21 protein-coding genes are annotated in these 26,055 nt (G+C 44.2%); 11 read left to right on the top strand and 10 right to left on the bottom strand.

The window, feature by feature from the left end; genetic code table 11:
- Positions 1-4: 4 nt before the first annotated feature.
- Positions 5-2,182 carry an indolepyruvate ferredoxin oxidoreductase subunit alpha gene (locus CW749_RS14525; RefSeq protein WP_101112986.1) on the bottom strand — a complete coding sequence of 726 codons (2,178 nt, stop codon included), beginning with the start codon at positions 2,180-2,182 and terminating at the stop codon, positions 5-7.
- Between CW749_RS14525 and CW749_RS28205 the strand changes: the two genes are divergently transcribed.
- Positions 2,181-2,327 (top strand): hypothetical protein, encoded by a 147-nt coding sequence (locus tag CW749_RS28205; RefSeq protein WP_180958412.1) that lies wholly within the window; start codon positions 2,181-2,183, stop codon positions 2,325-2,327. The two genes, CW749_RS14525 and CW749_RS28205, sit on opposite strands and share 2 nt — an antisense overlap.
- A gap of 245 nt (positions 2,328-2,572) precedes the next feature.
- Here the strand turns inward: CW749_RS28205 and CW749_RS14530 are convergent, their stop codons facing one another.
- On the bottom strand, positions 2,573-4,228 hold the full coding sequence (locus tag CW749_RS14530; protein ID WP_101112987.1) for an NAD(P)/FAD-dependent oxidoreductase: 1,656 nt from the start codon (positions 4,226-4,228) through the stop codon (positions 2,573-2,575).
- Positions 4,229-4,299: 71 nt separating this feature from the next.
- Positions 4,300-5,085, bottom strand: a complete 786-nt coding sequence (locus CW749_RS14535) for a cyclase family protein (protein ID WP_101112988.1) — start codon at positions 5,083-5,085, stop codon at positions 4,300-4,302.
- 440 nt (positions 5,086-5,525) lie between these two features.
- Here CW749_RS14535 and CW749_RS14540 point away from each other — a divergent pair, with 440 nt between their 5' ends.
- Together CW749_RS14540 and CW749_RS14545 are read left to right on the top strand one after the other, a co-directional pair.
- Complete coding sequence (locus CW749_RS14540; protein ID WP_101112989.1) at positions 5,526-7,034, top strand: catalase; 1,509 nt, start codon at positions 5,526-5,528, stop codon at positions 7,032-7,034.
- Positions 7,035-7,277: 243 nt separating this feature from the next.
- Positions 7,278-7,745: an ankyrin repeat domain-containing protein gene (locus CW749_RS14545; RefSeq protein ID WP_101112990.1), complete on the top strand. Its 468-nt coding sequence runs from the start codon at positions 7,278-7,280 to the stop codon at positions 7,743-7,745.
- A 107-nt stretch (positions 7,746-7,852) separates the two neighbouring features.
- On the opposite strand, the gene CW749_RS14550 is transcribed toward CW749_RS14545, so the two are convergent.
- The gene (locus CW749_RS14550) at positions 7,853-8,965 is read right to left on the bottom strand and encodes a GGDEF domain-containing protein (RefSeq protein ID WP_101112991.1); all 1,113 of its coding nucleotides are present in this window, start codon (positions 8,963-8,965) and stop codon (positions 7,853-7,855) included.
- A gap of 400 nt (positions 8,966-9,365) precedes the next feature.
- Here CW749_RS14550 and CW749_RS14555 point away from each other — a divergent pair, with 400 nt between their 5' ends.
- From CW749_RS14555 to CW749_RS14570, 4 genes are all read left to right on the top strand, one after another.
- Positions 9,366-10,937, top strand: coding sequence for a hypothetical protein (locus CW749_RS14555; protein ID WP_101112992.1), 1,572 nt, complete (start codon positions 9,366-9,368; stop codon positions 10,935-10,937).
- A gap of 251 nt (positions 10,938-11,188) precedes the next feature.
- On the top strand, positions 11,189-13,159 hold the full coding sequence (locus CW749_RS14560) for a hypothetical protein (RefSeq protein ID WP_237322451.1): 1,971 nt from the start codon (positions 11,189-11,191) through the stop codon (positions 13,157-13,159).
- A gap of 450 nt (positions 13,160-13,609) precedes the next feature.
- Positions 13,610-15,112: a DUF1800 family protein gene (locus CW749_RS14565; RefSeq protein ID WP_101112994.1), complete on the top strand. Its 1,503-nt coding sequence runs from the start codon at positions 13,610-13,612 to the stop codon at positions 15,110-15,112.
- A 4-nt stretch (positions 15,113-15,116) separates the two neighbouring features.
- The gene (locus tag CW749_RS14570) at positions 15,117-16,889 is read left to right on the top strand and encodes a DUF1501 domain-containing protein (protein ID WP_101112995.1); all 1,773 of its coding nucleotides are present in this window, start codon (positions 15,117-15,119) and stop codon (positions 16,887-16,889) included.
- 13 nt (positions 16,890-16,902) lie between these two features.
- On the opposite strand, the gene CW749_RS14575 is transcribed toward CW749_RS14570, so the two are convergent.
- The 4 genes from CW749_RS14575 to CW749_RS14590 all read right to left on the bottom strand — a co-directional run bounded on the left by CW749_RS14575 (position 16,903) and on the right by CW749_RS14590 (position 20,578).
- Entirely contained in the window at positions 16,903-17,610 is a 708-nt protein-coding gene (locus CW749_RS14575) for an SDR family oxidoreductase (protein WP_101112996.1), read from the bottom strand.
- Between the two features lies 1 nt (position 17,611).
- Positions 17,612-19,162 carry a cryptochrome/photolyase family protein gene (locus CW749_RS14580; RefSeq protein WP_101112997.1) on the bottom strand — a complete coding sequence of 517 codons (1,551 nt, stop codon included), beginning with the start codon at positions 19,160-19,162 and terminating at the stop codon, positions 17,612-17,614.
- Positions 19,163-19,351: 189 nt separating this feature from the next.
- Positions 19,352-20,032 (bottom strand): hypothetical protein, encoded by a 681-nt coding sequence (locus CW749_RS14585; RefSeq protein ID WP_180958413.1) that lies wholly within the window; start codon positions 20,030-20,032, stop codon positions 19,352-19,354.
- Between the two features lie 96 nt (positions 20,033-20,128).
- Positions 20,129-20,578, bottom strand: coding sequence for a cytochrome c (locus CW749_RS14590; protein WP_101112998.1), 450 nt, complete (start codon positions 20,576-20,578; stop codon positions 20,129-20,131).
- A 140-nt stretch (positions 20,579-20,718) separates the two neighbouring features.
- Between CW749_RS14590 and CW749_RS14595 the strand changes: the two genes are divergently transcribed.
- From CW749_RS14595 to CW749_RS14605, 3 genes are all read left to right on the top strand, one after another.
- The gene (locus CW749_RS14595; protein WP_101112999.1) at positions 20,719-21,342 is read left to right on the top strand and encodes a cytochrome b/b6 domain-containing protein; all 624 of its coding nucleotides are present in this window, start codon (positions 20,719-20,721) and stop codon (positions 21,340-21,342) included.
- 9 nt (positions 21,343-21,351) lie between these two features.
- Positions 21,352-21,789 carry a MarR family transcriptional regulator gene (locus tag CW749_RS14600; RefSeq protein WP_101113000.1) on the top strand — a complete coding sequence of 146 codons (438 nt, stop codon included), beginning with the start codon at positions 21,352-21,354 and terminating at the stop codon, positions 21,787-21,789.
- Positions 21,790-21,941: 152 nt separating this feature from the next.
- A complete protein-coding gene (locus CW749_RS14605) occupies positions 21,942-22,361 on the top strand; it encodes a VF530 family DNA-binding protein (protein ID WP_101113001.1) in 420 nt (139 codons plus the stop codon).
- A gap of 68 nt (positions 22,362-22,429) precedes the next feature.
- On the opposite strand, the gene CW749_RS14610 is transcribed toward CW749_RS14605, so the two are convergent.
- Positions 22,430-22,879, bottom strand: coding sequence for a thioesterase family protein (locus CW749_RS14610; protein ID WP_101113002.1), 450 nt, complete (start codon positions 22,877-22,879; stop codon positions 22,430-22,432).
- An 87-nt stretch (positions 22,880-22,966) separates the two neighbouring features.
- The gene (locus CW749_RS14615; RefSeq protein WP_101113120.1) at positions 22,967-23,326 is read right to left on the bottom strand and encodes a RidA family protein; all 360 of its coding nucleotides are present in this window, start codon (positions 23,324-23,326) and stop codon (positions 22,967-22,969) included.
- A gap of 429 nt (positions 23,327-23,755) precedes the next feature.
- Between CW749_RS14615 and CW749_RS14620 the strand changes: the two genes are divergently transcribed.
- Positions 23,756-25,687: an acyltransferase family protein gene (locus CW749_RS14620; protein ID WP_101113003.1), complete on the top strand. Its 1,932-nt coding sequence runs from the start codon at positions 23,756-23,758 to the stop codon at positions 25,685-25,687.
- The last annotated feature ends 368 nt before the right edge of the window (positions 25,688-26,055 follow it).

Raw genomic sequence — 26,055 nt, forward strand, 5'->3', positions numbered from 1 at the left:
CTCCTTACCCTTCTACGCGGCTAATTTGGCGCTCATAGATATCTTGAAGCCAGTGAATAATTTTGTTTTGAATGCGCTGCCACATGGCCTCTAGTTTTTTAGGGTGGGTAATGATTCGTGCGCGATAAAATGACGGGCAAAGCACCGCAGCGTGGGAAACCTCGCCACATAAGCCGCACCCAACGCAGCTATTGAGCACGGTGGCAACGGGGTCTTGCCTCAATGGATCGGGGTTTGTTTTTATGGAAAGCGATGGGCAGCCAGAAAGGCGAATACACGAATGATCACCAGTACAGGTATCCGAATCTATCCCAAAGCGTTCGCGAATGTTTCTGACGCCATTGGCAATGTCTTTTCGAACTTGTCGCTTCACCCTTCTCTGCTTATTGAGCATACATTCACTTTGGGCAACGATGACTTTAGGACCTCCTTCTTTCGTTGTGAGCGCTTCGCGGAGCGTTTTCATCATGTTTTTCAGGTCATAAGTTCGCTCAACGGTTTTTATCCATTTCACGCCAACGCCTTTGGCCGCTTTTTCAATATCGTGCCCGGTACTGCGGCTTTCGTTTTTGGCGACGGACGACAAAATATCTTGCCCGCCTGTTGCTGCGGTATAGCGGTTATCGACCACCAGCGTCACGTGATCGCTTTTGTTAAAAACAGCATTCGCGATACCACTGGTTAATCCGTTGTGCCAGAAACCTCCGTCGCCCATCACGGCAATGGCTCGCTTTTGAGATTCGGTGTGAAAAGCGGAAACGCCGGCACCGCCCAATCCATAACCCATTGTGGTGTTACCAAGATTGAAAGGCGGCAAAATGGAAAACAAATGACAGCCAATATCAGCACTGACGTGATGAGTTCCGATCTCTTTTTCCAACATTTTTAATGCCGTAAATACTGGGCGTTCAGGACAGCCCGTACAAAAACCAGGGGGGCGAGGGTTAATCAGGGTGTTAAGCGGCTCGGGCTCGACTTCCTTTACAGGGCTTGGCTCACTGATTTCAACAACCGAGATATTGGAGCCGATGGATTTGCAATCGGTATTGTGTGAAATGTCATACTGCCCCAAAAACTGCGATATCCCTTTGATCAGCGTTTTGGCGTTGTACTCACCCGCTAGTGGCAACACATCTTTACCGTGCAGTTCTGTGGTGATTTCTCTTTGCTTAAAAATGCTGGCTATATTCTGTTCGATAAAATTGGGTTGCCCCTGCTCGATAACCAGAACCGCATCCTTACTTTTGCAGAAGGATTCGAGCTCCTCTTCCACCAGTGGATACGTCACGTTCAACACGTATAAAGGGATGTCGGACTCGCCATAAATGTCGCTCACACCCAGTTTTTCGAGGGCACGAATCACATTGTTGTAACAACCGCCTTGGAGAATAATGCCAATGTTTTTTTCTTTGCCGGAAAAGAATTCGTTGAGCTGGTTTTGCTGAATGTATTCCACCGCGGCGGGCCAGCGCTTTGTGATCTTTTCTTCTTCATGCAAAAAGCTCGCAGGGGGTAAGACAATTCGGTCAATATCCCGATACGGGTTCTCTATTGCGTCTTTGGGTGTGTATTTCGCGCGAACGTTATCGGATGTTTCAAACTGCCCATGTAAGTGACAAGAACGTATGCCAATTTGCAACATAACAGGCGTGTTACTGGCTTCTGAAAGCTCGAATCCCGTTTTTACGGCATTCACAATGGCGGGAATATTGGGGCGCGGATCCAATAACCATATTTGCGATTTCATGGCAAAGGCGTGGCTTCGTTCCTGCATGATAGAAGACCCTTCGCCGTAGTCTTCCCCCACAATGATCAACGCCCCCCCCTTTACGCCACCCGAAGCCAAGTTGGCGAGCGCATCACTGGCAACGTTGGTGCCCACTGTCGACTTAAACGTGATGGCACCGCGAAGAGGGTAATTAACCGACGCCGATAACGTTGCCGCAGCGGTGGCTTCACTTGCGCTGTTTTCAAATCTCACATCGTATTCCGACAGCACTTCTTGTGCATCGGCTAACACATCCAATAGATGCGATATGGGCGAACCTTGATAACCCGCTACGTAATTCACACCGGATTCCAAAAGCGCTTTCGTCACGGCGAGTATCCCTTCGCCGCTAAACACTTCCCCTTCACCTAAACGAAGTTTGCTCATTTCGTTTACAAAAGATCGTTCAGCCATGTCTTCCTCTCACTTCCTTGTTGACCGTATTTTTCAACAGCGTTTGCTGCGTTGTGTGCGGTGCGATTGCAGCGCCATTGCGGCAATATTGGCGACAGCACTTTCTGCGCTCGTTGCAGTATTTCTGTTTGCTGTGTCCTATTAGTACAAAGCACCAGAGGCTCAACATCAATCGATAAGAAGGGGTGAAAATCGCTTTCTCGCGAGTAGTGGATAGAGGGTGCAGAGACTGGATAACTTCTTCGTGTATAAGAAAAAATTAAGTTTGGATGTGCTGGCAAAATCGCGCTGTAAACGAAAAAATCACACCCTAACGAAACGATAGAAGCGTGATTTGATTGAGGGGAAAATCTCTATTTATCGAAGCAAGAAATCAAGACGAAGAAAAAATCAAGACGAAGAAAAAAAGCGTTTCTTGAGCAGTTGCCGCGCGACCAAATAGCCCGACGTGGCACCTAAACCGGGGCCGGGGTGGGTGCTCGCGCCAATATGCAGCACATTTTCAACCGATGTTTGATGACATTTAGCCGAGCCAGCAGGAGCAAACGGTCGCAGCCAGAAAAACTGATCTGGGCTACACACACCAGAATACGGGTCGCCCCCCACTAAGTTGCAGTTCAACGATTCCAAGTCGGCAGGGCTGTAGGATTTACGCCCTACAATCAATGACGATAATCCCGGCATCACGTTTTCTAGTCGATCTTGCACACGCTGTGCGACCGCTTCACGGACTTCTTCTGTCCATTGACCATCTTCGGGTATTGGGATTTGATTGAGTTCATCCCCTTTCAACTTAGATGGCAGTTCTTGCATCTGAACCCACAGTATCCAGCCTCCTTCGGGTGCTCGGCTAGAATCGACAGCGGTCGGCTGACCAATTCCCAGCGTCGGTTTTGCAGGAATAACGCCGTTATTAGCTTGTGTGACCGACAAGCACACTTGCTCCATACTTTCGGTTAAATGCACAAGAGGGACATTCACCAGTTCCGGCTCGGTCCAAGGTGGTGGCGCACTGAGTGCAAAATGCACTTGCATGCCTCCCCGACCGAATTGATAGCCTTTTGCTCGTCTTCTCACCTCTAAAGAAGCCTGTTTTTTGTTTTTTAAAAAGCGCCCGTAAAGTTGATCAGGAGCGACGTTGCACACCACGTATTCCTTCGCAGAATAGAGGGTTTGGTTTGCCACAACACCCTTAGCTACCTCGGAGTCACCTTTAGCTGAAAAGAGACGTTTCTTTGGTTGGGTGACGATTTCATCTACATTTGCGTTGTGAATAATAGCGCCACCATACTCTTCGATAACTTGCGTTAGTGCATTCACGAGTTTGTTGCTGCCGCCTTTCACAACGGGCATTCCACCTGCGACAACCGCTGCGAACGTGAGCTTTCCAATCAGAGCCGAACTGGCTTCATCTGGTCCTAAACCGGTATGAAGAACCCAAGGCGCAATCAGCGCTCGGGTCTTGTCATGCTGAAATGTTCTAAGCGACCATCGACGGCAGCTTTCAAGGGAGTCCGACATAAAAGAAAGTAATCCGTTCGTTCCGCGCTTTCTCCATTCGCTAACAATCAATCGAATGAGGTTCCAACTGAACGGTTGGTTGTTGAGTAAACCAAAGGTAAGAGAGGCATCTTTCCCGAACAGCGTTTCTGCGCTTGTCCCGAACGCGCTGCCATCTCCCGGACAACAAGCCTCTAACCTTTTCACTGTGTCTTCAATATCACTTTTAAGCGCTAACCCAGTACCATCTGGAAAAACAATACCGGTTGAGTAGTCATTTTGAACAAACTCTACCCCTTTGCCATCCAGCGCTCCCTTTAACTCACCATACCCAGCCCCTCCCACAAATAAGGGATACCACATCGACATAATGTCGTGATGAAAATCCGGAAAAAGCTCTTCAGTTCGAATGCACCCGCCAGACACCGAATTGCGCTCTAAGATCAATACGGATTTGCCGTTCATTGCGAGGATCGCGGCACACACTAAGGTGTTTATGCCGCTGCCAATAAAAATCACATCTGCATCAATACTGCTTTTTTTCATGCTACTGCCCCTCTGCCTAATCCTTTATTCAATGAACAGATATACTCGATCTCAGATTCGTTAAACCTTGCTTAACCGCCGACCAAAGCAAGAACACGGAGCGGGCTACCCGAACCCCCTTCTATTTTCAGTGGCGCAGCAACAATCAAAGCACCAGTGGCAGGAAGCTGGTCCAAGTTTTTGAGGCACTGCAACCCGTATTTATTGGCGCCATGCATTAGGGTGTGGCAAGGCAGTGGCGTCGGCCAAATAAAGGACTGGCCCGCATCGGTATTAATGGTTTCGACACCGAACCCCAGCACGTTTCTCTCGTTGATCATCCATTCCACTGCGTCTTGAGTAGGGCCTGGGGTGTGAGTGCCGTCTTCCTTCATGTTTAAGAAAGCAGTAGGGTCGTTCACTCGTTTCGACCAATCTGTTCGAAACAGAACCCACGCCCCCTCTGGGATGGTGCCGTGTTGGCTTTCCCACGATTCAAGAAAATCTACCGTAAGTAACCAATCAGGGTCGTCAGTAACCTCTTGGCTAGCATCCACCACAACAGCAGGGGCGACAAAGTTATGGACGGGAATGGTATCGACCGAGTTTTTGGGGTGATCTTTTCCGCTGATCCAGTGGACGGGGGCATCGAAGTGGGTGCCTGTATGTTCCCCACAACGGAAGTTATTCCAGTACCAGCCCGGACCATTTTCATCGTATTGAGAAATCGTTTCTTTTTTAAATCCCCAAACCTGACCAAATTCTTCCGGTAATTGAAGGGCTGGGAATTCTTCATTCAATGTTTGGGTAAGATCGATAACCTTAACTCCACCATTACCCAAACTTTCTGATAGTGCATTTAGAATTGCGTCCGACATAGCTCTTTCCTTGTAATAGCAACCATGAGTTATGGTTATAGGAATTGAAAATGGCTTCTATCCGGATCAAGAAAACTGTATCCAATCGATGCACCAAACTGTTCAAACTGAGTACAAAAGAAAGGGAGATAAAAATAATAGGATGACGACAAGCAATATGAATAACTGCACGCACTTGCTTCTTGATAGGCTCTAAATTGTGGATTTATATAGCGTTTCAAAACACGTTTTTGAGTTACTTGTCAATTGATTTAGATTTGCGCTATGCTATTCATTCTCTCCTTTCGCACCAATATCACATCAAGTTGCACAGAACTCGCATTAATAGAAATCACCAATTGATTTTATAGAAGAAACCTATTTCCAATCATAAATGTAAAGACCCTATACTGCTTGTTGGCAGAAAAGAGCTTTGAATCTTGTATATAAAGGAAGCAAATATGCAGGTCGTCAAAAGCTTACTTATCGTCTCAATTGGGGTTGCGTCTAGTGCACATAGTACAACAATGACACGTGACAACGGCGCACCAGTTGGCGATAACCAAAACTCGATTACCGCGGGTCCTACAGGTAGTGTCTTACTTCAGGATGTGCATTTAATTCAGAAACTTCAAAGGTTTGCTCGTGAGCGCATTCCAGAAAGAGTCGTACACGCCCGAGGGACTGGTGTGCATGGTGAGTTCGTGTCTAGTGGGGACTATACCGATCTCACTTTGGCTGCACCGTTCGCCCAAAAAGGGAAGAAAACGCCTGTTTTTGTGCGTTTCTCTACCGTTGTTCACTCAAAAGGTTCACCGGAAACATTAAGAGATCCTCGCGGTTTCGCGACCAAGTTCTATACGGATCAAGGTAACTGGGATCTGGTTGGGAATAATCTTCCTGTGTTCTTTATTCGTGACGCCATTAAATTCCCGGATATGGTGCACTCTTTGAAACCATCACCTGTATCTAATGTGCAGGATCCGAATCGCTTTTTTGACTTTTTCAGCCATGAGCCAGGGTCTACCCATATGTTGTCTTGGGTTTATTCCAATATGGGTGTACCAGCAAGCTACCGAAAAATGGACGGTTTTGGCGTTCACGCATTTAAGTGGATTAATGCCGAAGGCGACGTTAATTACGTGAAATTCCAGTGGAAAAGCCAGCAAGGCACGCAGGGATTACGCCCGAAAGAAGTGGTTGAAATGCAAGGTAAAGATTTCAATCATTTAACCAATGATCTGTACAGTGAGATCAATAAGGACAATTTCCCTAAGTGGGATTTGTACGTAAAAGTTCTAACGCCAGAAGCTTTGATGAAGCTGGATTACAACGGTTTGGATGCCACCAAAATGTGGCTCGATGTCGAAGATAAAAAAGTCGGTACCATGACGCTAAACCGAGTACCCGATAACTTCTTCCAAGAGACAGAACAGTCGGCGTTTGCGCCTTCTAATCTCATTCCGGGGATAGAACCTTCAGAAGATCGCTTATTGCAAGGTCGAGTTTTCTCGTATGCCGATACTCAGCTTTATCGCCTTGGAGCGAACCACTCGCAGTTTCATATAAACCGTGCCCGTGTGGATGTGCTTAACCACAATCAGGAAGGGGCATCGAACAACGGCAACACTAAGTCGGACATTAACTATCAGCCAAGTCGACAGTTAGCGCTGGCAGAAGATACTCAGTTCCGAGCCGTACAAACAGAGTTACAAGGGACGGTGCAACAAAAGGCCATCAGTAACCCACGTAACTTCTTCCAAGCAGGTGTGTTTTACCGAAATCTAACACCTCAGGAGCAAGAAGATTTGGTGACGAATCTAGCCGGCGACCTTGGTCGAGTGAGCGACGAGAAAACCAAACACATCATGCTCAGCCACTTCTATCGAGCAGATGAAAACTTCGGTATGGCGATCACCAATGCTGTTAATGGTGACATCAATAAAGTGAAAAAGATCGCAAACATGTAGCTGATTTAAAAATGAAATAAGTACATCTAAGCCCCGTGCGCCACTTCCCCTGCTCTTTTCTGCCAATTAGAGTGGTGGCGTACGGGCACCTTAAACTTGGCTTTTTACTAAAACTAAAAAGCCACTAAGAACAGAAAGTCACTGAGAATAGATCGCTACTACGAACAAATCGCTACCGAGAACTAATCGCTACTGAGACAACTTGCTACTAAGACAAATTGCTATTGAGAATAGGAGGTTGCTATGAAATCCCTACTTATCCGAATCTTGCTTGTTAGCACTATCTGGCTGCCATCACTTAGCTTTGCAACTCAAGCATCCCAACCCGATTCGCTGGAGAGTCAGCAAAAGTCGTTAATTCAATATTTCTTTGCTGCAGCTCGAACGGGCGAAGAAGAGGTTATACGTACCTTTGTGAAATCGGGCTTCCCCATTGACCAAATAAACGCTCAAAGTTACACCGCACTTATGGTCGCCGCCTACCACGGGCAATCTGAAATCGTAAAAACATTGCTCCACTATGGCGCAGATACTTGCATCCAAGATAAGCGCGGTAATACCGCCATCATGGGGGCTTTGATTAAGGGAGAATTTTCTATCGCTACTACCTTGTATGGCTATGATTGCGACCCTACGTTACGAAACAAAGCAGGCATGACATTAGAAGAGTTTGCTGAGTTTTGGGGGCAAAAAGACTTGTTAGTAAAGTAAGAAGCAGGTTGCGTGTTGCAGGTTGGAAGTAAAAGGTAGGTCTTGAGGTAAAAGGCTAGCTCGTCAGCAAACAAACCAGCCTTTAGCCTCGCATGTGAACCATTGAGTTACCGAGAACTAGAGCTAGAAGCAAATATGCATTGCTGCTGGTTGGCCAATTTCGCTTGATACATGGCGCTATCGGCCGCCTTTTTCACTTGCTCTAAATCCTGCCCATTTTCCGGCGCAATGGCAGCGCCAATACTGACACCAACGGTATAATAGTGCCCATCGTACATGATGGGCTCACTCATCAACGTTTGAATTTTACTGGTTATGGTTTCTATATCCTCTTTTTCACGAACCTGTTCCAGCACCACAATAAACTCATCACCACCCACTCGGCTCGCAAACCCTTCATGTTTCACGACGGTTTTTAGGCGCTCTGCGGTCACTTTCAAGCAGTGGTCTCCAGCATCGTGTCCATAGGTGTCATTCACTTCTTTAAACTTATTCAAATCCAAAAATAAAAGCCCGACATGATACTGAGTATTTTTATTCCGCTTGAGAGCCTGATAAAAAAGATCTCGCATTAATTTAAACGTCGGTAACTGAGTGAGGTCGTCGTGATTTGCTTGCCACTGAATATAGTCTCTTTGAAGCTGCAGCTCGTGCATTAAACGCCGAGTGGCATCTCTATATTTATACAGTGAATAACTGGTAATACTGAAAAACATCATCATGCAAATCACATAACCCGCCCAATGTGCAGGGCTGTGAATCAGGTCGACCACCAATATTTTGGGCGTTAGATAGTCCATTATAAAGGCAATTCCCACCAGCACCGTAAAAATGGACACCGCCGCAATATAGCGATTCGTCCACGTTTGGCTGAAACACATTGAGACAACAAAGATAGACAAAGGAAAGAGCAGAATACTGCCAGCCATAGGCCCTATCGATATAAACCCTAAAGCAAAATTAATGAATAGGATCACTACAATAAAAATGGCTTTCTTATGCGTTCTGATTTTTTTACGGCGAAACGTTATGAGTAATAAGCAACAAACCAAAAAAAAGTTGATGGCTAAAGTCAGGTTGAGCCCATAATTCCATGTACGTATCGCAAGAGCAGATAACCCAACGATACTGTACAAACTGCCTAACACGAGAATGAGATTAATCAGCTTCCTTCTCACCGACGCTTCTAAATGAGCGACTTTATTGTTCTTCAGGTACATCTTGATTCCCCACCAGATAAAGCAAAAAGCTTCTATAGTCTTAAGCAAAGTGTGGGTAATTTGGAATGGAGAACAGATTCAAAGCTGATATATTTTTCATAATTTCTCATTTATTAAGCAAATGAGAGACCTTGCATGAATTTTGAGTGACGAGAAATTGAAACTGACACGAGATTGAATTGCCTAACCTTAATAGACTTCAGTGAAAAAGTTGTTAATTTAGTCTCTTGGTTTGCAACCAATTTTTTACATATAAAGCTCAAATATAAGATATCTTACAATCTAGTTTTTATAGTTGAACAGTCATCATAGAAGCCCTAAACCACCATTGATAATGGTATTTTATAAAATTAACATCCTTGGCTGATTATTTATTAATTAGACCAGCAAGGATCTTTCTGTGACACTCTCTAAGCCCTTTTTCACCATTTTTGTGGTATCGACATCACTGCTTTCTGCGTTCAATTCCAGTGCTCAAATAACCCCTAAAGAGCCTAGTTTATTTGAACAATACAGCTGGGGTGCAATACCTCCGAAATACCAATCTTTCCTATCCGATCCGAACAACCAGCACATAACAAAAGCCGTAGTCACCGCCATTGGTACAGAAGACTACCTCGCGAAAGAACCTGTACTAAAACGAATCCAACCTGTGGTAGATGATTGGATTCAAGGCAGAAGAATGTTTTTGACCACAAAAGTGGGCGATGCATTAGAGCTCCTAGAATCTGGACAAGGAAACCATATAGACTTTCAACCAGAGCCCAATATTCAGCGATGCGCGATTATTTCTGGTGAGACCTGTTCTGAGAAAACGAAGCACCTACCCTATCAGGAGCGGCATAAGGCAGAACTTACCTGCAAAATTAACCATATTGAGCAAAACTGCCAAGATTGGCAGGAACACGCTACTCCTTTTTATAAAACGACTCAGATCATCGCAAGTCATATTGCCTTAGCACTCTGGATGGATCTAAATGACCGTGTTCCATGGAGCCTTACCAATAATACTTCTCAAGAGCTGCATTCTATGTGGAAAGAGAAAAACGTTCTGATGGCTTACACACCTTATGAAATGTTGAATACCAAGTCTCGTCGTTTTATCAACGCACACCCTTCACTCGATTCGGTGACAATTACTGATATTGCTTCGTTCTTCTCACCTAAATTTACCTATATCTACAATTCAGCTCCCTATGAGAACTACCAATGGTTAATGAAAAGCTTCAGCTCGAAAATTTCATCTTCAAGCACTCAAGAAGACGTGCTAAGAGAACTGTTTACACTGACTCAGAAATTTGAACACGGATCCAGCACCGACATCTTCTACAAGAACAAAGCTGGACAATCCAGCGCTATTGATGTGGAAAGTAGTATTGATGTACCCAGATACATGCCAGTTCCGTTTTCTTTCCTTCGATTGAGAACTCCGCACATGGCAATTAAGGGCTGCCACAGTGCAACTCGAATTGTCCACTCGTTAGCAAAAACGCTGAATATTCCATCATCGATTATTTTGGGTGACAACAAGTTGCCTGCCGATGTATCACCATTTTCTACGAGTCACTCCATGCTGTATTTTCCAACGATCGACCGTTGGCTTAGCCACGGTGATGATATCTATGGTGAAAGGGATCTTTTCCGATACATAGAAGATAAACTGGACATCACCATCCCGAAATCCCAGTTTACCCAAGCATCTGAGCTGGCTGCCTGTCGTGGGCAAGAAAGCGTTGGGTTGTGTATTTCTTCACGTTGGAAAATCAATAAAACACTCGACGGTTACCTCGCTGACCCAGCCAATCACAAGACCTGTCTGGAAGTCATTCGCGGTACTCTTCCAGGTAATCACGACGCGCTTATTTTCAGTGACAGTGAGCGAAGCGCCATGCTCTCAAGGCTAGGTTTCTCAAACGATGCGTCATTCGAGCAGGCATGTAAAAAAAAGTGGAGCGATATCTTTGGTAGTTAATGTCTGTTGGTAATTAAAGGATGTTGGTAATTAGCTTTGTTGATCCAAATCTTAGCTTTTGATTTTTCGAAAACACATCAATTCGTGAAGTGCCTCATAGTTAGTTGATTTGGAAAAAGAATCTTGATTGAAGACGATATGCATTAAATATAATATCAATGAAATTTTTATTCTTAGTAATCATAATGATAGAAGTAATATATAATTTCATTTGGGTAATGATTGGCATATCGTTTTTTTTCAGTATCGCCATGATATTTGTAAGGAAAGATCACAAAAAAAGCATTAATACCATCCGGAAAAGTGGCTCGTTTAGAGAGCTAAGTGATGAGGAGCATAAAGCATTCAAATTTTTGTATGGCTCTGAACCCTCGGATAGCAAAGTTTATTCATTTAACGGTCAAGTAAGCCCTGTTTACTTTGATATAGAGGAAACAAAAAGAGTACCTGACCTCATTCATGTAGATGGTTTTCCAGTAACCATTCATCCTCAAGCAATTGGTTTTGCCAACAAAAACCGCTCTAGCCAAATCACCTGCGTTATACACAATGGTCATCTATACGCAGTAATGCTGAACGAGTACACATTGGAAAAAGTTCATGGGTATTTAGATGAGATAGACCCAGAGCTAGTGGCGGACCGTTTAGAATTAGAAATACTCGATCAGGAAAGGTTGGTCACTGAAGATGAATTCAACGCGCTAAAGTCGCAACATTCTGTCTGGATATACCTATTCTCTTTCGTCCCTCTTTGCCTACTTTTATACTTCGGGCTTAGCAACGAAATAGTGCTTCCAACCGTTGTATTTTCTTCTCTGTATCTATTGGCGATATATTGGATTTTGTATTCAACGTCCAAAACCACAGCTAGTAAACAAACAGTGACAAAGGCAAAAGGGAAAGTTGAGTCCATCCGCCAACATTCAAATCACACCACGATTGGATTCGAGCATTTTGAGCAAACGGTAGAGTTTCAAGCCCCCATACGCTGGGCTATGGCAGTCAATGTCGGCGATATTGTCGAGTTTGAAACGATTCAAGATACTCGGGAAATGCTTTCTTTAAAAAACGAGTGGTTTCGAACGTACGATGATCAAAAAACCTCATGTGCCGAGAAGAAGCAATGGGGATTCATGACGGGTTTTCTTATGCTGAGTATCATCGCAACCAGCACAATCAATTGGTCTGACATCAAAATAGGATTAAGCCTAAAGGATAATAAGAATGTACTGATCATTGATTCCACACCGCAACAAGTAGCAGAGCAAGCCGAAATGGGGCAATACGTCAGTTTAAATGGATACCGACACTGCATTGTTGGAGAAAACGCTCACGCGAGATGTGAATTCTTCGGTTTCAGTTTAACCCAACCCGATTTTCACTTTAATGACATTGCACCAGGTTACTCAAAGCCCTTAGATACATACCATAAGCTAGACCTCTACCCTCTAATGTCTGAAGGTGAATACCAGTTCTTAGCATCTATGGCATTAGCTTCTGCTGGCAAAGATAAATACAAATATACGGTCGTCGATAGAAAAGCAAACACCTATTACGATGAATATAAACTCCAAGAGCTCGCTCAATTTGTAGAAAAATACTGCCTGACAGAAATTGATTGTGACCGAGCTAAAAATGCCATTATTTCAATCTGGAAGAAAGACTCGTCCGGGCGTTGCCTGAACAAAGAATGTTGGGCAGATATACTAAATGGAGAGACCGATTTTGGTTTTGCATTAATGAGCAAAAAAGACGCAGAAAAAAGTCTAGGCACCGCGTTTAAAAAAATACACTTCACTCAAAAAAGGCAGTTATTTTCAGCCTACATGGATAAACTCAGCAGTCAAAGCCAAGTGTTTGTTTATCTTACATCTAGAGAGCGCCTTTATTCTCCTCCAATTGGATCTATGATGAAAAAATGGTCTGGAGACGTGAACAGTAACTTAACTTCAACAAAGCTAAATACACTTTTAGAAGACATAAACACGTCTTCAAAGATTCAAACGCGAGGCTACATTACCGAAATCGGAAACCACAAAGGTAAACCTGTTATTCACATCAATACCAACATCGCTGAATCTCTAAAAACAACCATGCTGGCAGTGCTAACTCTGGTCATCGTTTTTGTTTCGGCACTGACCTATCACCTATTCCAACTTTGGACCTTGCGACGAACACGCAAACCGCATAAGAACAATGGCGATACTGTCGAAGTCGCCTAACGGAACGACCAAGGAATAACCGAGCCATCGTAAGCTAGTAACAACTCACTTTTCGATGGTTCGGTACTTTTGATCACTGTTAGTAAATCATACATTCTTCATTGAAGTATTCATTGAGCTTCTAACCAATTGGAAAAAATGAGCCGATTAGAAAGGCATACTCAATAAACACCTAAAGCTAAACCCCATAATCTCGTGCTAAAAAAATAGTACAAAGCCTAGATATTTCCGACTATTTCCTCGAAATGAAGAAATGGTCGAAACTCTTCTTTTTAATGAACATTCAATTTCATATTTAATGAGCCAATAATCAAACTATTTTTCATTCTTTGTTCAAAATAAATACTGATAGCACAATCATTTTCATAATTACTCTTAATTGAGCTCGCAAAACAAAATCAAACAGTGAGCCAATAAATAAAGCAATGTCAGCTTAGTTAGGAGAAAAATATGGAGAACTTGACCCACCAGCAAGCATCGCGTTTTCTGGACATGGCTACCATGGGCGTTAAACAGGATGAACTCGCAACATTTCAAACACTGGACGACAGAGATTCATGGATAAACCTACAAATCGAACTCCCCCATTTTAACCAATTAGAGCGTACTCAGTACCAACAAACACAACGCAACTTGAACGAGCCTACCCAAGAGTGTCGCGTCGGCGCTTGGTTCGATTCCGCGTTATGGGATCCGGCACAGCTAAGGCAGCGGGTCGCATTCGCACTCAGTGAAATCTTTGTCGTAAGCGATCGCGACGCTAATCTCACCGAGCATCCTGAAGCACTAGCCCATTACTATGATCTACTGCTCGATGGGGCATTTGGTCGATACATCGATTTACTCAGAAGCGTAACGCTTTCCCCTGTTATGGGGACATTTCTGACCATGGCTGGCAATAAGCCCGAAAACATGACTGGGCAGCTACCGGATCAGAACTACGCTCGGGAAGTGATGCAGTTATTTTCAATTGGGTTATATACCCTAAACGATGATGGCACTGCCGTATCGGACGGCACAGGAACCCGGCTTGAAACCTATACCGACCAAGACATTGAAGCACTTTCTCGCGTGTTTACGGGTTGGGAGATCGACGGAGAAAATCTGATCAGCCCCATGGTTGAGAATAATGAATGTCACGACATGAATGAGAAGTGGATTCTGGGTGAGCAATACTCTGCTGGGCAAACCGCTTTGCAAGATCTAGAACAATTTTTACTTCAAATCAGCCGCCACCCAAACACTGCCCCATTTATCTGCACGCTATTGATTAAGCGCTTAGTCACTTCCAACCCCACCCAAGATTACGTTGCCCGCGTCGCGAGTGCATTTACCGTATCAGATGGTGATTTGTCTTATGTTATTCGAGCAATACTCACCGACCCTGCGACTCTGGAGCCAGCTAGCCCTGAACTTGCCAAAGTACGAGAGCCCATATTGGCAATGACCTACCTGTACCGCGCAATGGATGCCTACCCCGGCAAAAATGGCGATATTGTTTATAACCCTATGGACTACAAAAACACGTTCAGGCAATACCCTCTCGGCGCGCCGTCGGTGTTTAATTTTTTCCAACCCAGCGATACCCCATCGGGTGGCTTGCTGGATCGGAACCTTACTTCTCCTGAGCTTTCAATCATCGACTGGCAGTCACTCATTGATTTATCGAACCTCTTTTACCGCTCGCTATTGGATTTTGGTCAAAACCGCAGTAACTCGAATGCGCAAACAGAGCTCTACATTGCCCCCGTTGACTTAGAAGAACTGGCGGAAGCAGGGAAACGAGATGAGTTAATCGAAGCCATCAATACACGTTTTCTCAATGGGAGTGGATCGCCTAATGTCCTTGAGCGTGTTGCTGCGATTTACGATGGACACAACAACAAGTATTACGCCGTGCCAAAAATGCTGTTTATGGCGCTGATTTCCCCAGAATTCATGGTACAGGAGTAACCTTATGTCTATTACACGCCGAGATTTTTTAAAAGGTTCATCAGCAACTGCCCTTTCTGGCATGGTGCCTCTATCTCTAACGATACCCACATCCAATGCGCTGGCAAGTGAACATAACGATTACAAAGCGCTTGTCTGTCTATTTTTGCATGGCGGCAATGACTCTTTTAATTTGCTGATACCCGATGGTGGTGCCCACTATTCCGATTACGTTACCGCCCGACCTGATATTCACGTATTGCCAGAAGACTCGTTGCCCATTCCCAACACAGAGGCAAATCAAGCAGTCGCACTTAACGCAGCGATGCCGAACCTCGCCGCCATGATGAACGAAGGCACCGCCACCACATTGGTCAACATTGGTACCCTGATAGAGCCGACAGACAAAACCAATTGGAGTGATGTTAAAAAACCCAGCAATTTGGGCGCTCACAATAAACAGCAAAAAGCGTGGCAGACCAGTTGGGGGGACGGCGAATACCACCCATATGGCTGGGCAGGCATGATGATGGATATTTTAAGTAACGATGCCGCCATTGTGTCGGATTCTATTTCCTTTACCGGAAATTCACTGCTCACCGGAAGCAGTTCAAACGATATTCAGGTGTCCTCCGGTGGCGTGAGAGCAATGTACCCAATCAGCCATTCGAACGGAGTAAACAATCAGTTTAAAAAATTAACTGCGACAACGTTTGATTCTCCCTTCCAACAAGAATATGTAAATCGGTTGCAGGGCATTCTCGATTTCCAAGTAGAAATTGACACCATTCTTAATACTTACCCAGCTGATACGCGTATCCCCAGTTCCTATTTAGGGAAGCAACTTCAAATGGTTCGCCGGATGATGCAAGCTGCGAGTTCGTTAGGGCACAGCCGGCAAGTATTTTTTGTTCACATGGGCGGGTTTGATAATCACAGCAATCAAAGAAGCAAACATGATGGGCTACTGGGTGCGATAGACCAAGCGGTGGGCGCCTTTCACATGACCCTAGATGAGCTCAATTTATCTGACCAAGTGGTGACATTTTCGATGTCGGACTTTGGTCGTACGATTCAAAATAATAGCAATAAAGGCACCGATCATGGTTGGGGCAGTAATCAAATTGTGGTGGGTAACGCCATTAATGGCGGCGTGAATTACGGTACTTTCCCTGAGTTTGTACGAGATGGAGAGAACGCTTACGAGAATAAGTTCATTCCTACTCAATCTTCCGAACAGATGGGTGCGACGCTCTGTCGATGGATGGGACTAAGTGAAGAAGGGGTTGATGTGATTTTCCCATCACTCCACCCACAGAATACGAACCCATTTGACAGTCGATATTTAGGGTTCTTGGGAGATTACCGCTCTTCCTCTCTAGAAAGTGAGTTATTGATAAAAAACGTAAACGCCTCTGTAACGCGCGTCAATCACACACCACAAATGGCAATCGACGGAGACATCACCACGAAATGGACAGCAAAAGGAACAGGCATTCATTTCCTTGTTGAACTCTCGAGCACAAGCTACGTGACTCAACTGCTTATTGCACAGGCTAAAGGGAATGTTCGCCAATACTTCATTGATGTAGAAGTCAGTAATAATGGCATCGATTTTGAGCCGTTAAACAGCACAGTTACCCCCGGAAACACAACGGAGTTCATTCCTATTTCCATTCAGAGATCTGGCGTTAACTTTATTCGCCTTACCTGCAACGGAAACAATGATCCTGTAAATACACACTTGCAAGCGTGGAATAATATTCAAGAGCTAAAAGTGTTAGGTAAGGTGAATTGAACGGGAAAGCATTCTACCAAGGAATAACCGAGCCATCGTAAGCCAGCAGTTGCCCACTTTGCGATGGTTCGGCACTTTCAATGACGGCGATCAGATCGCGTGCAACTCGCTCTGGAGTAAACAACTTACCTTCAGGAACATTACGCTGAAAAGGCTCAGAGAGATGAGTATCGGTAGTACCCGGATGCAAAGCGAGTACAGTTGCTTTGGGAAGTGTGCGACCCCACTCGATACTCAGTGTTTTAATGATCATGTTCAGCGCCGCTTTGGATGCTCGGTAGCTATACCAACCACCTAAACGGTTATCGCTGATACTGCCGACTTTGGCTGAAATCGCGGTAAACATAGGGTGGCGACTTTTTCTGAGTAAGGGAAAGGCGTACTTGGCTAGCAAAAGCGAAGGCAGGGCATTCGAATTCATCGCTTCTATAAAATACGCACTGTCTATTTGCTGAATATTCTTTTCTGGTGAATGGTCGTGTGAATGCAAAAAGCCAGCAGCGTTGATGACCCAATCTAGTGTCTGAATTTGACCTAAGGCATTTTTTACGGAATCGTCGCTAGCAGCATCCATTTGTATCCAACGTAAATTCGGATCAGATAATTCTGGCAGGTTGCGTCGATACGTCGCGAAAACGCTATCTTCGGGGTATTCTTTTAGCAGGTGTTTCACCATTGCAAAGCCAATACCTCCGTTTCCTGCCACCACCAATCTATTCAAGTTAGAGCTCCTCAATACGTTGTAAATTCATATCCGCGGTCTTTAAGATCGCCTCTTGCACTTCTAAATCCATGTTGTCCCAGCTTCTGTAGATCATTCCGATACGTGGGTTCTTACTAAGCAATTCTCGGTGTTGATTCATGAATCGCCAGTAAAACCCATTAAACGGACAGGCTGTATCACCGCTTCGCTGCTTAACGTCGTAGTGGCACCCTTTGCAGTAATCACTCATTTTATTGATGTAAGAGCCGCTGGCTGCATAAGGTTTGGTCGCAACAACGCCACCATCAGCAAACAGTGCCATCCCACGAGTGTTCGGCATTTCAACCCATTCAATCGCATCTACGTAGATACCCAAGTACCAAGCATCGACTTCATCAGGATGACACCCCGTTACCAGCGAGAAATTCCCCGTGATCATCAAACGTTGAATGTGATGGGCATAAGCGTAATCTAACGACTGATTAATCGCTTGTTTCATGCAGTGCATACGGGTCTCGCCCGTCCAAAAGTAACGGGGAAGCGGGCGCGTGGCATTCAAATGATTCTTCTGTGCGTATTCCGGCATGTTTGCCCAATAAACCCCACGAATATATTCTCTCCAACCGATTATTTGACGCACGAACCCTTCGATTTGATCAAGTGATACCAAGCTATTGGGTTGTTCATAACAAGTGAGTGCGGCATCTACGACTTCCATAGGCGACAATATTTTTGCATTGAGCGCAAAAGATAGGCGGCTGTGATACAGACTCCATTTGGCTTTATGTTGCTTGGTCATCGCATCTTGAAAAGTGCCAAAAAGGGGTAAGCAAACCTGGCAAAAATGCGCCAACAAGTTCAGTGCTTGAGAACGATTTACCGGCCAGAGCAGGGAGCCATCGATATGCCCGATGGTTTTTACATCGTGCCTTTCCAAACGCTGCAAGATGCCATTAACATCGTTAGCGAACACAAGTGGCTCGGGAAGCTGTTCAATATCAGCGGGTTTGAGCTTCTTGCGATTATTAGCGTCGTAGTTCCACTTACCTCCAACAGGCTTATCGTTCGCATCCAGCAAAATGCCATATTGCTTACGCATGCGCCGATAAAAGTGCTCCATTAAAACATGCTTCCCTTTAGGAAACTGGGCAGGAATGAGCTCCGCATTCAGCATGAAATGTTCTGTGTCTGCATTTCGAACTTCTACTCCCTCAACGCTTAAAGATTTTAATTGCTGAGCTAAGCGAAATTCATCTGGATTTTGGTATTCAAGATATGTTGCCCCAGTTTGTCGACACAACTGGGTCAAAAGTTCAGAGAGGTCTTTGTAGGCTTGTGTGTCATCCAACGTCATATACTTAACTTGATGACCCGAATCTAACAACCAACAAGAAAAAGCTTCCATTGCAGAGAAGAAAGCACATACCTTTTGTATGTGGTGTTGCGCGTAATCCGTTTCTTGTTTTAGCTCCGCTATCAGATAAAGCGTCGATTCATCCACTTGGCGAAACCAAGAATGCTGATAGTTCAGTTGATCGCCCAAAATTAAGCGGATTTTTTTTGTTTTCATAAAACCTCAAAAGTCGGTGTTTTGATTTCACCCTCTTTTCTTACGTCCTACGAATTCAACCGATCACCCATTTTTTCTATCTACTAATCAATCGTTTTTCTACCAACTAATCAATCGCTTTTCCACTCTCACTAAAAAGGCAGCCGAAGCTGCCCTATCTATACGCTTATAAAAGCGAGCAATACACGATCACTTTCCAAGTAGTGCGTCCAAATTGACTTTGTTACCCAAAGGCTGAACCTGAATATCGGCATAGTTCATACGAATAGCTTCAAATTGTTTTGCTAATTCGCGGACATGGGCTTCATCTTTGGCGATAAAGGCAACATGGTAAACAGGTCTTGTTACGCCGTCACTTACCTGTTGAGTATTCAAATATGCAGAGGTCAAAAAGCCCGCTTGATTTAAGCTAACCACACGCTGCAGATCAATCCCCAGTACTCGGTCTATTTCTATTGGATCAACACCTTCTTTCCAAGTCATGGTAATACCATAGTTGTACACCATAGGCGTTTTATCTAGCCACTTTTGCCCCAATGCTTGTATCGCGGCAATCTTCACTAGATCTTGTTTGTACAAAGGCAGCTCTTTAAGTGTTGCTCTTACTTGCTGTTCATTGTCTCCACTGATCACGAAGCGAATCAAGCGAGTGGGCTTTCCGTCCAATTCGCTATCATAAATGTACATATCTTTAACATCGCCTTTTTCAATCAATTGTCCGAATGCTGCCTTTTGCTCAGGCATCGCTTTCAGTACTTTGGATTGGTCTTTCGTGTTCCATGCCAATTCAACACCAAAATCGACCGCATTGGCCGACATTGTGAACAACATAGCGCCTACCAGAAAAACAGCTTTAGAAAATTTATTCATGGTTTACCTCAATTTATAATGATTTTCGATATCTTCGCTGGGTACAGAGTTTGCGAAGAGACCGAGTGTTTGCCTTCCAGCAAATATATTTTGTGCCTACCAACGCGATCGATAGCTTCGGTGACAAGAGCGACAAGTCTTTTCTGCCTGCTTTAACCCTTGTTCCGCTAACGATAAATCCTGCTCTTTACTCCCTTGCTGAAAAGAGACATACCCGTTGTGAAGTTCAACCAACAGGGCATCAAACTTTTCAGGCTTACTCCAAACTAATGCTTTTGCCTTACTCCCACTCTCGCTTCCGTGTGGAAACGCATTGAACAATAAACCGCTGTTTTCAACCAGAACATCACTCGCTTTAAGTGCCGCGTTCCAATCTATTTCAGACTTCCCGATCAAATCGACGGCTTCATCGGTCTTGGTTTCAATAATCGAAAATGCTTCTTGTCTCGATTCAATGGCATCGCCGTGCTTTGCCAATACACAGGCTGGCATAAACAACGCCACGTATGTCACTAGCTTGGTAAACCTTTTGTTAGACGCTCTCATCTTTTGGACACCTATAAGTTCGATTGACGCCGTTATGTGCGCCTTTTTGTTACGACCAAAATAATTTACAACACAACAGTTGCATTTGCAACAGTTGCAAATTACATTATTGGGAAAGCAACCAACTAAAGGGCGACATTATGAAAATTTGGGATTTACCAACTCGTATTTACCACTGGCTACAAGCCGTATTATTTATTGCACTGTTAGGATCAGGTTTTTCAGGTAATGGACCGCACATCCAAATAGGACTAGTACTTTTCACCTTGTTGATGTGGCGGATATGCTGGGGGTTAATAGGGAGCACAACCAGTCGTTTTCAACAATTTTTGGCATCACCCAGTACTGTCGTTAGGTATGTTAAGACCGGAAAGTCGAACCAAATTGGACACAACCCAGCAGGCGGGTGGATGGCGTTCTTGATGATATTCGCGTTGTTATTTCAATGCTTATCTGGAATGGCAATCGCAGGGCAGTTTGATGGGTTAGCATTTGCCGAAAACGTCTTAACAGACGATGTATTTTTCGTTATTGAAAGCATGCATATGATCTGTGCTAGGCTCCTTCCGGCTCTCATTGCTTTGCATGTCGGAGCCATCGTTTTTTATAAATACAAAGGAATACCACTGACTTTGGCAATGGTGACTGGCATTCAAAAACGCCTAAACACTAACGTAACCGTCTATTTTGCTTCGAATATTCGTGCCTTAGTGGTGCTAGCCATCGCAATTTCCGTTACCATTGCAATAGTTGCACTTGCATAAGAGATGACTATGAGCGAAATATTTGAAAGAGAAAAAAGCTTTGGGTGGAAAGTGAACGTTGTCGCAGCGCATGTCGCAAAACTACTGGAACAAGAACTGGCTAAACACGATTTTCCAAAAAGTTTTTGGCCCACCATGATGTGCCTTTGGGAACAAGAAGGCATGACTCAGCGAGAGCTTTCAGATAAATCTCGTATCGAAAACTCTACGACCACCAGAACCCTCGATAAACTGGAAGAGCGTGGCTGGGTTGAAAGACAAGCCGATCCAAATAGCCGCCGTTCTTACCGAATCTATCTAACAGAGGAAGGTCGAAAACTAAAAGGGACTTTGCAGCCTTTGGCTAACCAAGTGAATCAAAAAGCGTTATCTCACTTAGAAGAAAAGGAACAGCAAGAATTACTTCGTCTACTCACAAAAGTCATGGACGGTGTCGCCGGAAAGTAAGCGGATTCGGCTAGAATATATTCAAGGTGCTAGAGCTTCTTATCTATAGATTGAGTATTGCGGTAGGGTAACAGGCAAATTTCTGTTAGAGTCCTGCCCTTCTGAACTAGACCCAACCTGCTTCGGTAAGCGTAAGAATTTAGGAACTTGCTATGATGACAGATGAAGAAAGAATTGAACTACAACAAAACAACCCATTGCACGGGCTTAAGCTAGAAACCTTGCTGCAAGAATTGGTCGATTTTTACGGTTGGGATATTCTTGATACTGCAATGCGATTCAACTGCTTTAATACCAAGCCATCGATAGCAAGCAGCGTTAAATATTTAAAAAAGACCGATTGGGCGAGAGAGAAGATCGAAAACTTCTACCTTTACCGCTTCAAACGTATGCCACGAGCTTCCGCTGAAGAATATGACTTGCCGCCCCGTGCTCGCACGTTTCCACATGGTCTTAAGCCGAAAGATCCAATGGTATTAACCGTTGATTCTATTTTAAAGTCACAAGCTAAAGCGGCTTCTGCTCACAAAGAGCGCTCCTCGAAAAATCGAAACTTCCGCCGCCAGAAATAGCACGGACTAAAAAGCCAAACAGAGTTATTCTTGTTTGGCTTTTTTGATCAGGTATTCCACAACTGAGGTTATTTATCCGGTGCGTTTCCTACCTGCTTTTCTAACGCCAAAATCGAAGCTCTAACACTCTCTGGAATATCGGTTTTAACATTGTCTTTAAAATCAAACATCACTCCTGTCGCGGTGCCGATTGTCGCGACTTTTCCCCACTTCTTACTGAATGCCTGGTATTCCATCGTAATACGATCATCTTGGATGTCGATAACTCGGCTGCCAATAAAAAGGGTGTCTGGATAGGTGATCGGCAATTTGTACCGACACTGTGTATCTCGTAACACGGGACCTATGTGCGTTTTAGACATATCGACTAAAAGACCGATTTTATTGAAGTAATCGAGTCGAGCGGTTTCAAAATAGCGGAAATACACCACATTATTCACATGCTGAAGTGCATCCATTTCTCCCCAAGCAACTTGAATTTCAGTTACCACAGGAAAGTCTTTAAGCATTGAATCCATACTATCCATCCTTGATTTAGAGTTTTTATACTAGTTCCTAAATTCTGATATGTAATACAAATGTTTGAAAATTGTGAAATAAGTAAATTAAAAAGCACCGGTTCGGATTGCGGTCACAGTGACTTCAATCAATACATCCCCTTCTAGATCCACACCTAAGCACGCTCTTTGCGGCCAGTGGTCGGGGTTGCTTCCCATCCAATCGCACCAAACTTTGTCCATTTTAGGCTTATCGGACATGTTAGCGATGTAAACCTGAGCAGATACGATTTTGGATTTGTCACTGTTCAATTCATTCAGGTTATTTTGGATGGTTTTCAACGTAAGTTCGGTTTGCCCAATAATATCGAGAGACGTATCTGAAGACGTGGCTACCGTCCACACAAGATCTTTGTAAGCCGATGATTTGTTTCTTCCCTGGTAATTACCGCGTTTCCTTTCAATCATGGTCATTGCCCTTTCTCATTTCTGAAGCACGCATTATTCCTTTTTCTCGTCAACATTGCTGCAAAAAGTCGACGTTGAATGCACTTGAAAAACTATATCAAAATACGAGCAAGCAAATATCTCGGCAACCATTTGATATAAAACAAATTTTATTAACATTGCTATCAATTATGGTTTATGCCGTTCTAGAGCTTGTTAAATATCGCTTCCATCCTTTACTACATTTAACTTACGGATGTTTTAAAAGACATCATGAGCCTTTCATTATGAAAGGATGACATAAAGCTAACCCGTCTCTAACACAAATGTTTGAAATAAGGACTAATCCTAATTCAACATCAAAACTCTGCTCATTTCTCTAATAACATAGAGCTCAATAAGCAAGGTGGAAATTTGACATAACGACAATATGAGAATTAGAAAAGCGATATGAAATTTAGAAAAGACATAAATGGGCTGAGGGCTTTAGCCGTAATCGCAGTGGTGTTATTCCACTTTAACCCGAGTTGGGTACCTGGGGGGTTTGCTGGGGTTGATGTATTTTTCGTCATCTCTGGTTTCTTAATGACCAGTATCATCTTTAAGGGGTTAGATTCTGGCGACTTTTCCATACTTCGATTTTATTTCGCCCGCGCTAACCGCATTATCCCTGCCTTAGCGGTGATGTGCCTTTTCCTACTTATCTTTGGGTGGTTTTACTTAACACCAGTCGACTATAAAGACCTCAGTAAACACACAATAGGAAGCATCGGGTTCTTCTCAAATTTGGTGTATTGGAAAGAGTCGGGTTACTTCGACGCCGCCTCTCACGAGAAATGGCTACTTCATACTTGGTCACTGTCCGTTGAGTGGCAGTTTTACATTATCTACCCTGTTATTTTAGTCGCGCTCAAAAAGACCTTATCGCTAGAAACATTAAAGAAAGCCGTATTAGCGGCTACCGTGATTGGCTTTTTAGGCAGTGTTCTGATGACCTATCGCTGGCCAGATGCGTCTTACTACATGTTGCAAACTCGTGCTTGGGAAATGCTTCTTGGCGGCGTTGCATTCTTGTACCCACTCTCTTTGAGTTCAAAACACAAGGCAATTACCGAATATACTGGTCTGGTGCTCATACTGGCGTCGTATTTTCTGATGTCCGAGCATTCTTTATGGCCTGGGTATTTGGCACTATTTCCTGTTCTTGGTGCGTATCTCATTATCGCCGCGCAACGAGATAGCAGTGCGATAACACATAACGTATTCATGCAAAAAATCGGACTTTGGTCTTACTCCATCTACTTATGGCACTGGCCGTTAGTGGTAGCAGGGGTTTATTTTGAATTACCTTATTGGATGTGGATCGGCATTCCAGTTTCCGTGCTATTGGGATTTGTTAGCCACGCGCTGATTGAATCAAAGCGTCGAGCCATTCCTGCATTTAGCATTCGCCCATTGCTCACCTATCAGCCACTTTGGTTTGTAGCCATTGTAGGCATCTTAGGCTCCGGTATCTTTATTACCAAAGGGGCTGAGTTCCACTATGATCCAAGCGTACTGGTTGCCAGTAACGAAGCGAATAACAAAAACCCAAGAAGAGACGAATGTTTAGTTCGAAACAATCGAGATGAGTTTTGCCAGTATGGCGAAGGAAAAGTGGGCGCCATTGTATTGGGTGACAGCCATGCCGCCAGCATTGTGCGAAGTGTCGAAAAGGTGTTGGATGGTGAAAGCTTAGCCGATTGGACGATGATGGGCTGCCGAACTATCAAGGGGATCTATAACACTAGAAACCATGGCATCCCTGATCATTCCTGCGGCGATTTTATCGAAGGTAAGCTCGCTAAACTGCCTCAATACCCTAACGTACCGGTGGTGATTCTTAATCGTTACGCCACATTGCTACAAGGTCCAAATGAACCTGAACTGGCTCATCGAAAAGATAAGGTAGAAGAGTTTTTCGAAGGTGAAGAGATCATTGATAAGCGCGGCGAGGCTTATTCAACACAGGCGCTCGGTAAGATGTTCGACACAATATGCGCGATTTCTGAATCGAATCCAGTATACCTATTGGAACCCATCCCTGAGTTAAAACGCAATGTCCCAAAAACCATGGCAAAAGAGTTACTCTGGGGAAATACCGAATTTAGGGTATCCATTTCAAGAAGCGAATACGATGAGAGAAACCAAGCCGTATTTCACATGTTAAATACACTGCAAAATCAGTGTAATGTGCAGATTTTGCAGACATCCCAATACTTCTGTGATGATCAATCTTGCTATGGCGACATTGATGGTCGTCCAGCTTACTTCGATGATGATCATCTTAGCGAATACGGCAGCATCGCGCTTTTATCTGAATTTCGTAAAATTGTTAACTAACGGCAGTCTAGGCTACGTCGCTTTCTACACAAACCGCGCCTACTAGACAATATACTCAAACCACCTCAAGGTGCAGGATTCAGAGCTCTATCTTCTGTGTCAGTTCAAGGAGAAGAACGCAGTGGAATGACGAGTCCTTTCCGAGTTCTTTGACGATGAAATGGGACAGAAGATGAGCTCCCAAAGGCGAGTTTGCTTGGTTTTCATACTGCGTTACCAATTCTTAATTTAGAACCACTAGATCTGCAAATTGGTGCCTTGCCTGAAAACCAAGCAACTCTCGCTGAACCTAGCATCTTGAGGTGATTTGAGTATAGAAGGCGAGAGATACATTCGCGAGTTACTCAAAACCCGTGCTCACTCAAAAA

The organism is Vibrio sp. vnigr-6D03 (assembly GCF_002835515.1).
In the GTDB taxonomy this organism is placed as follows: Bacteria; Pseudomonadota; Gammaproteobacteria; order Enterobacterales; family Vibrionaceae; genus Vibrio; species Vibrio penaeicida.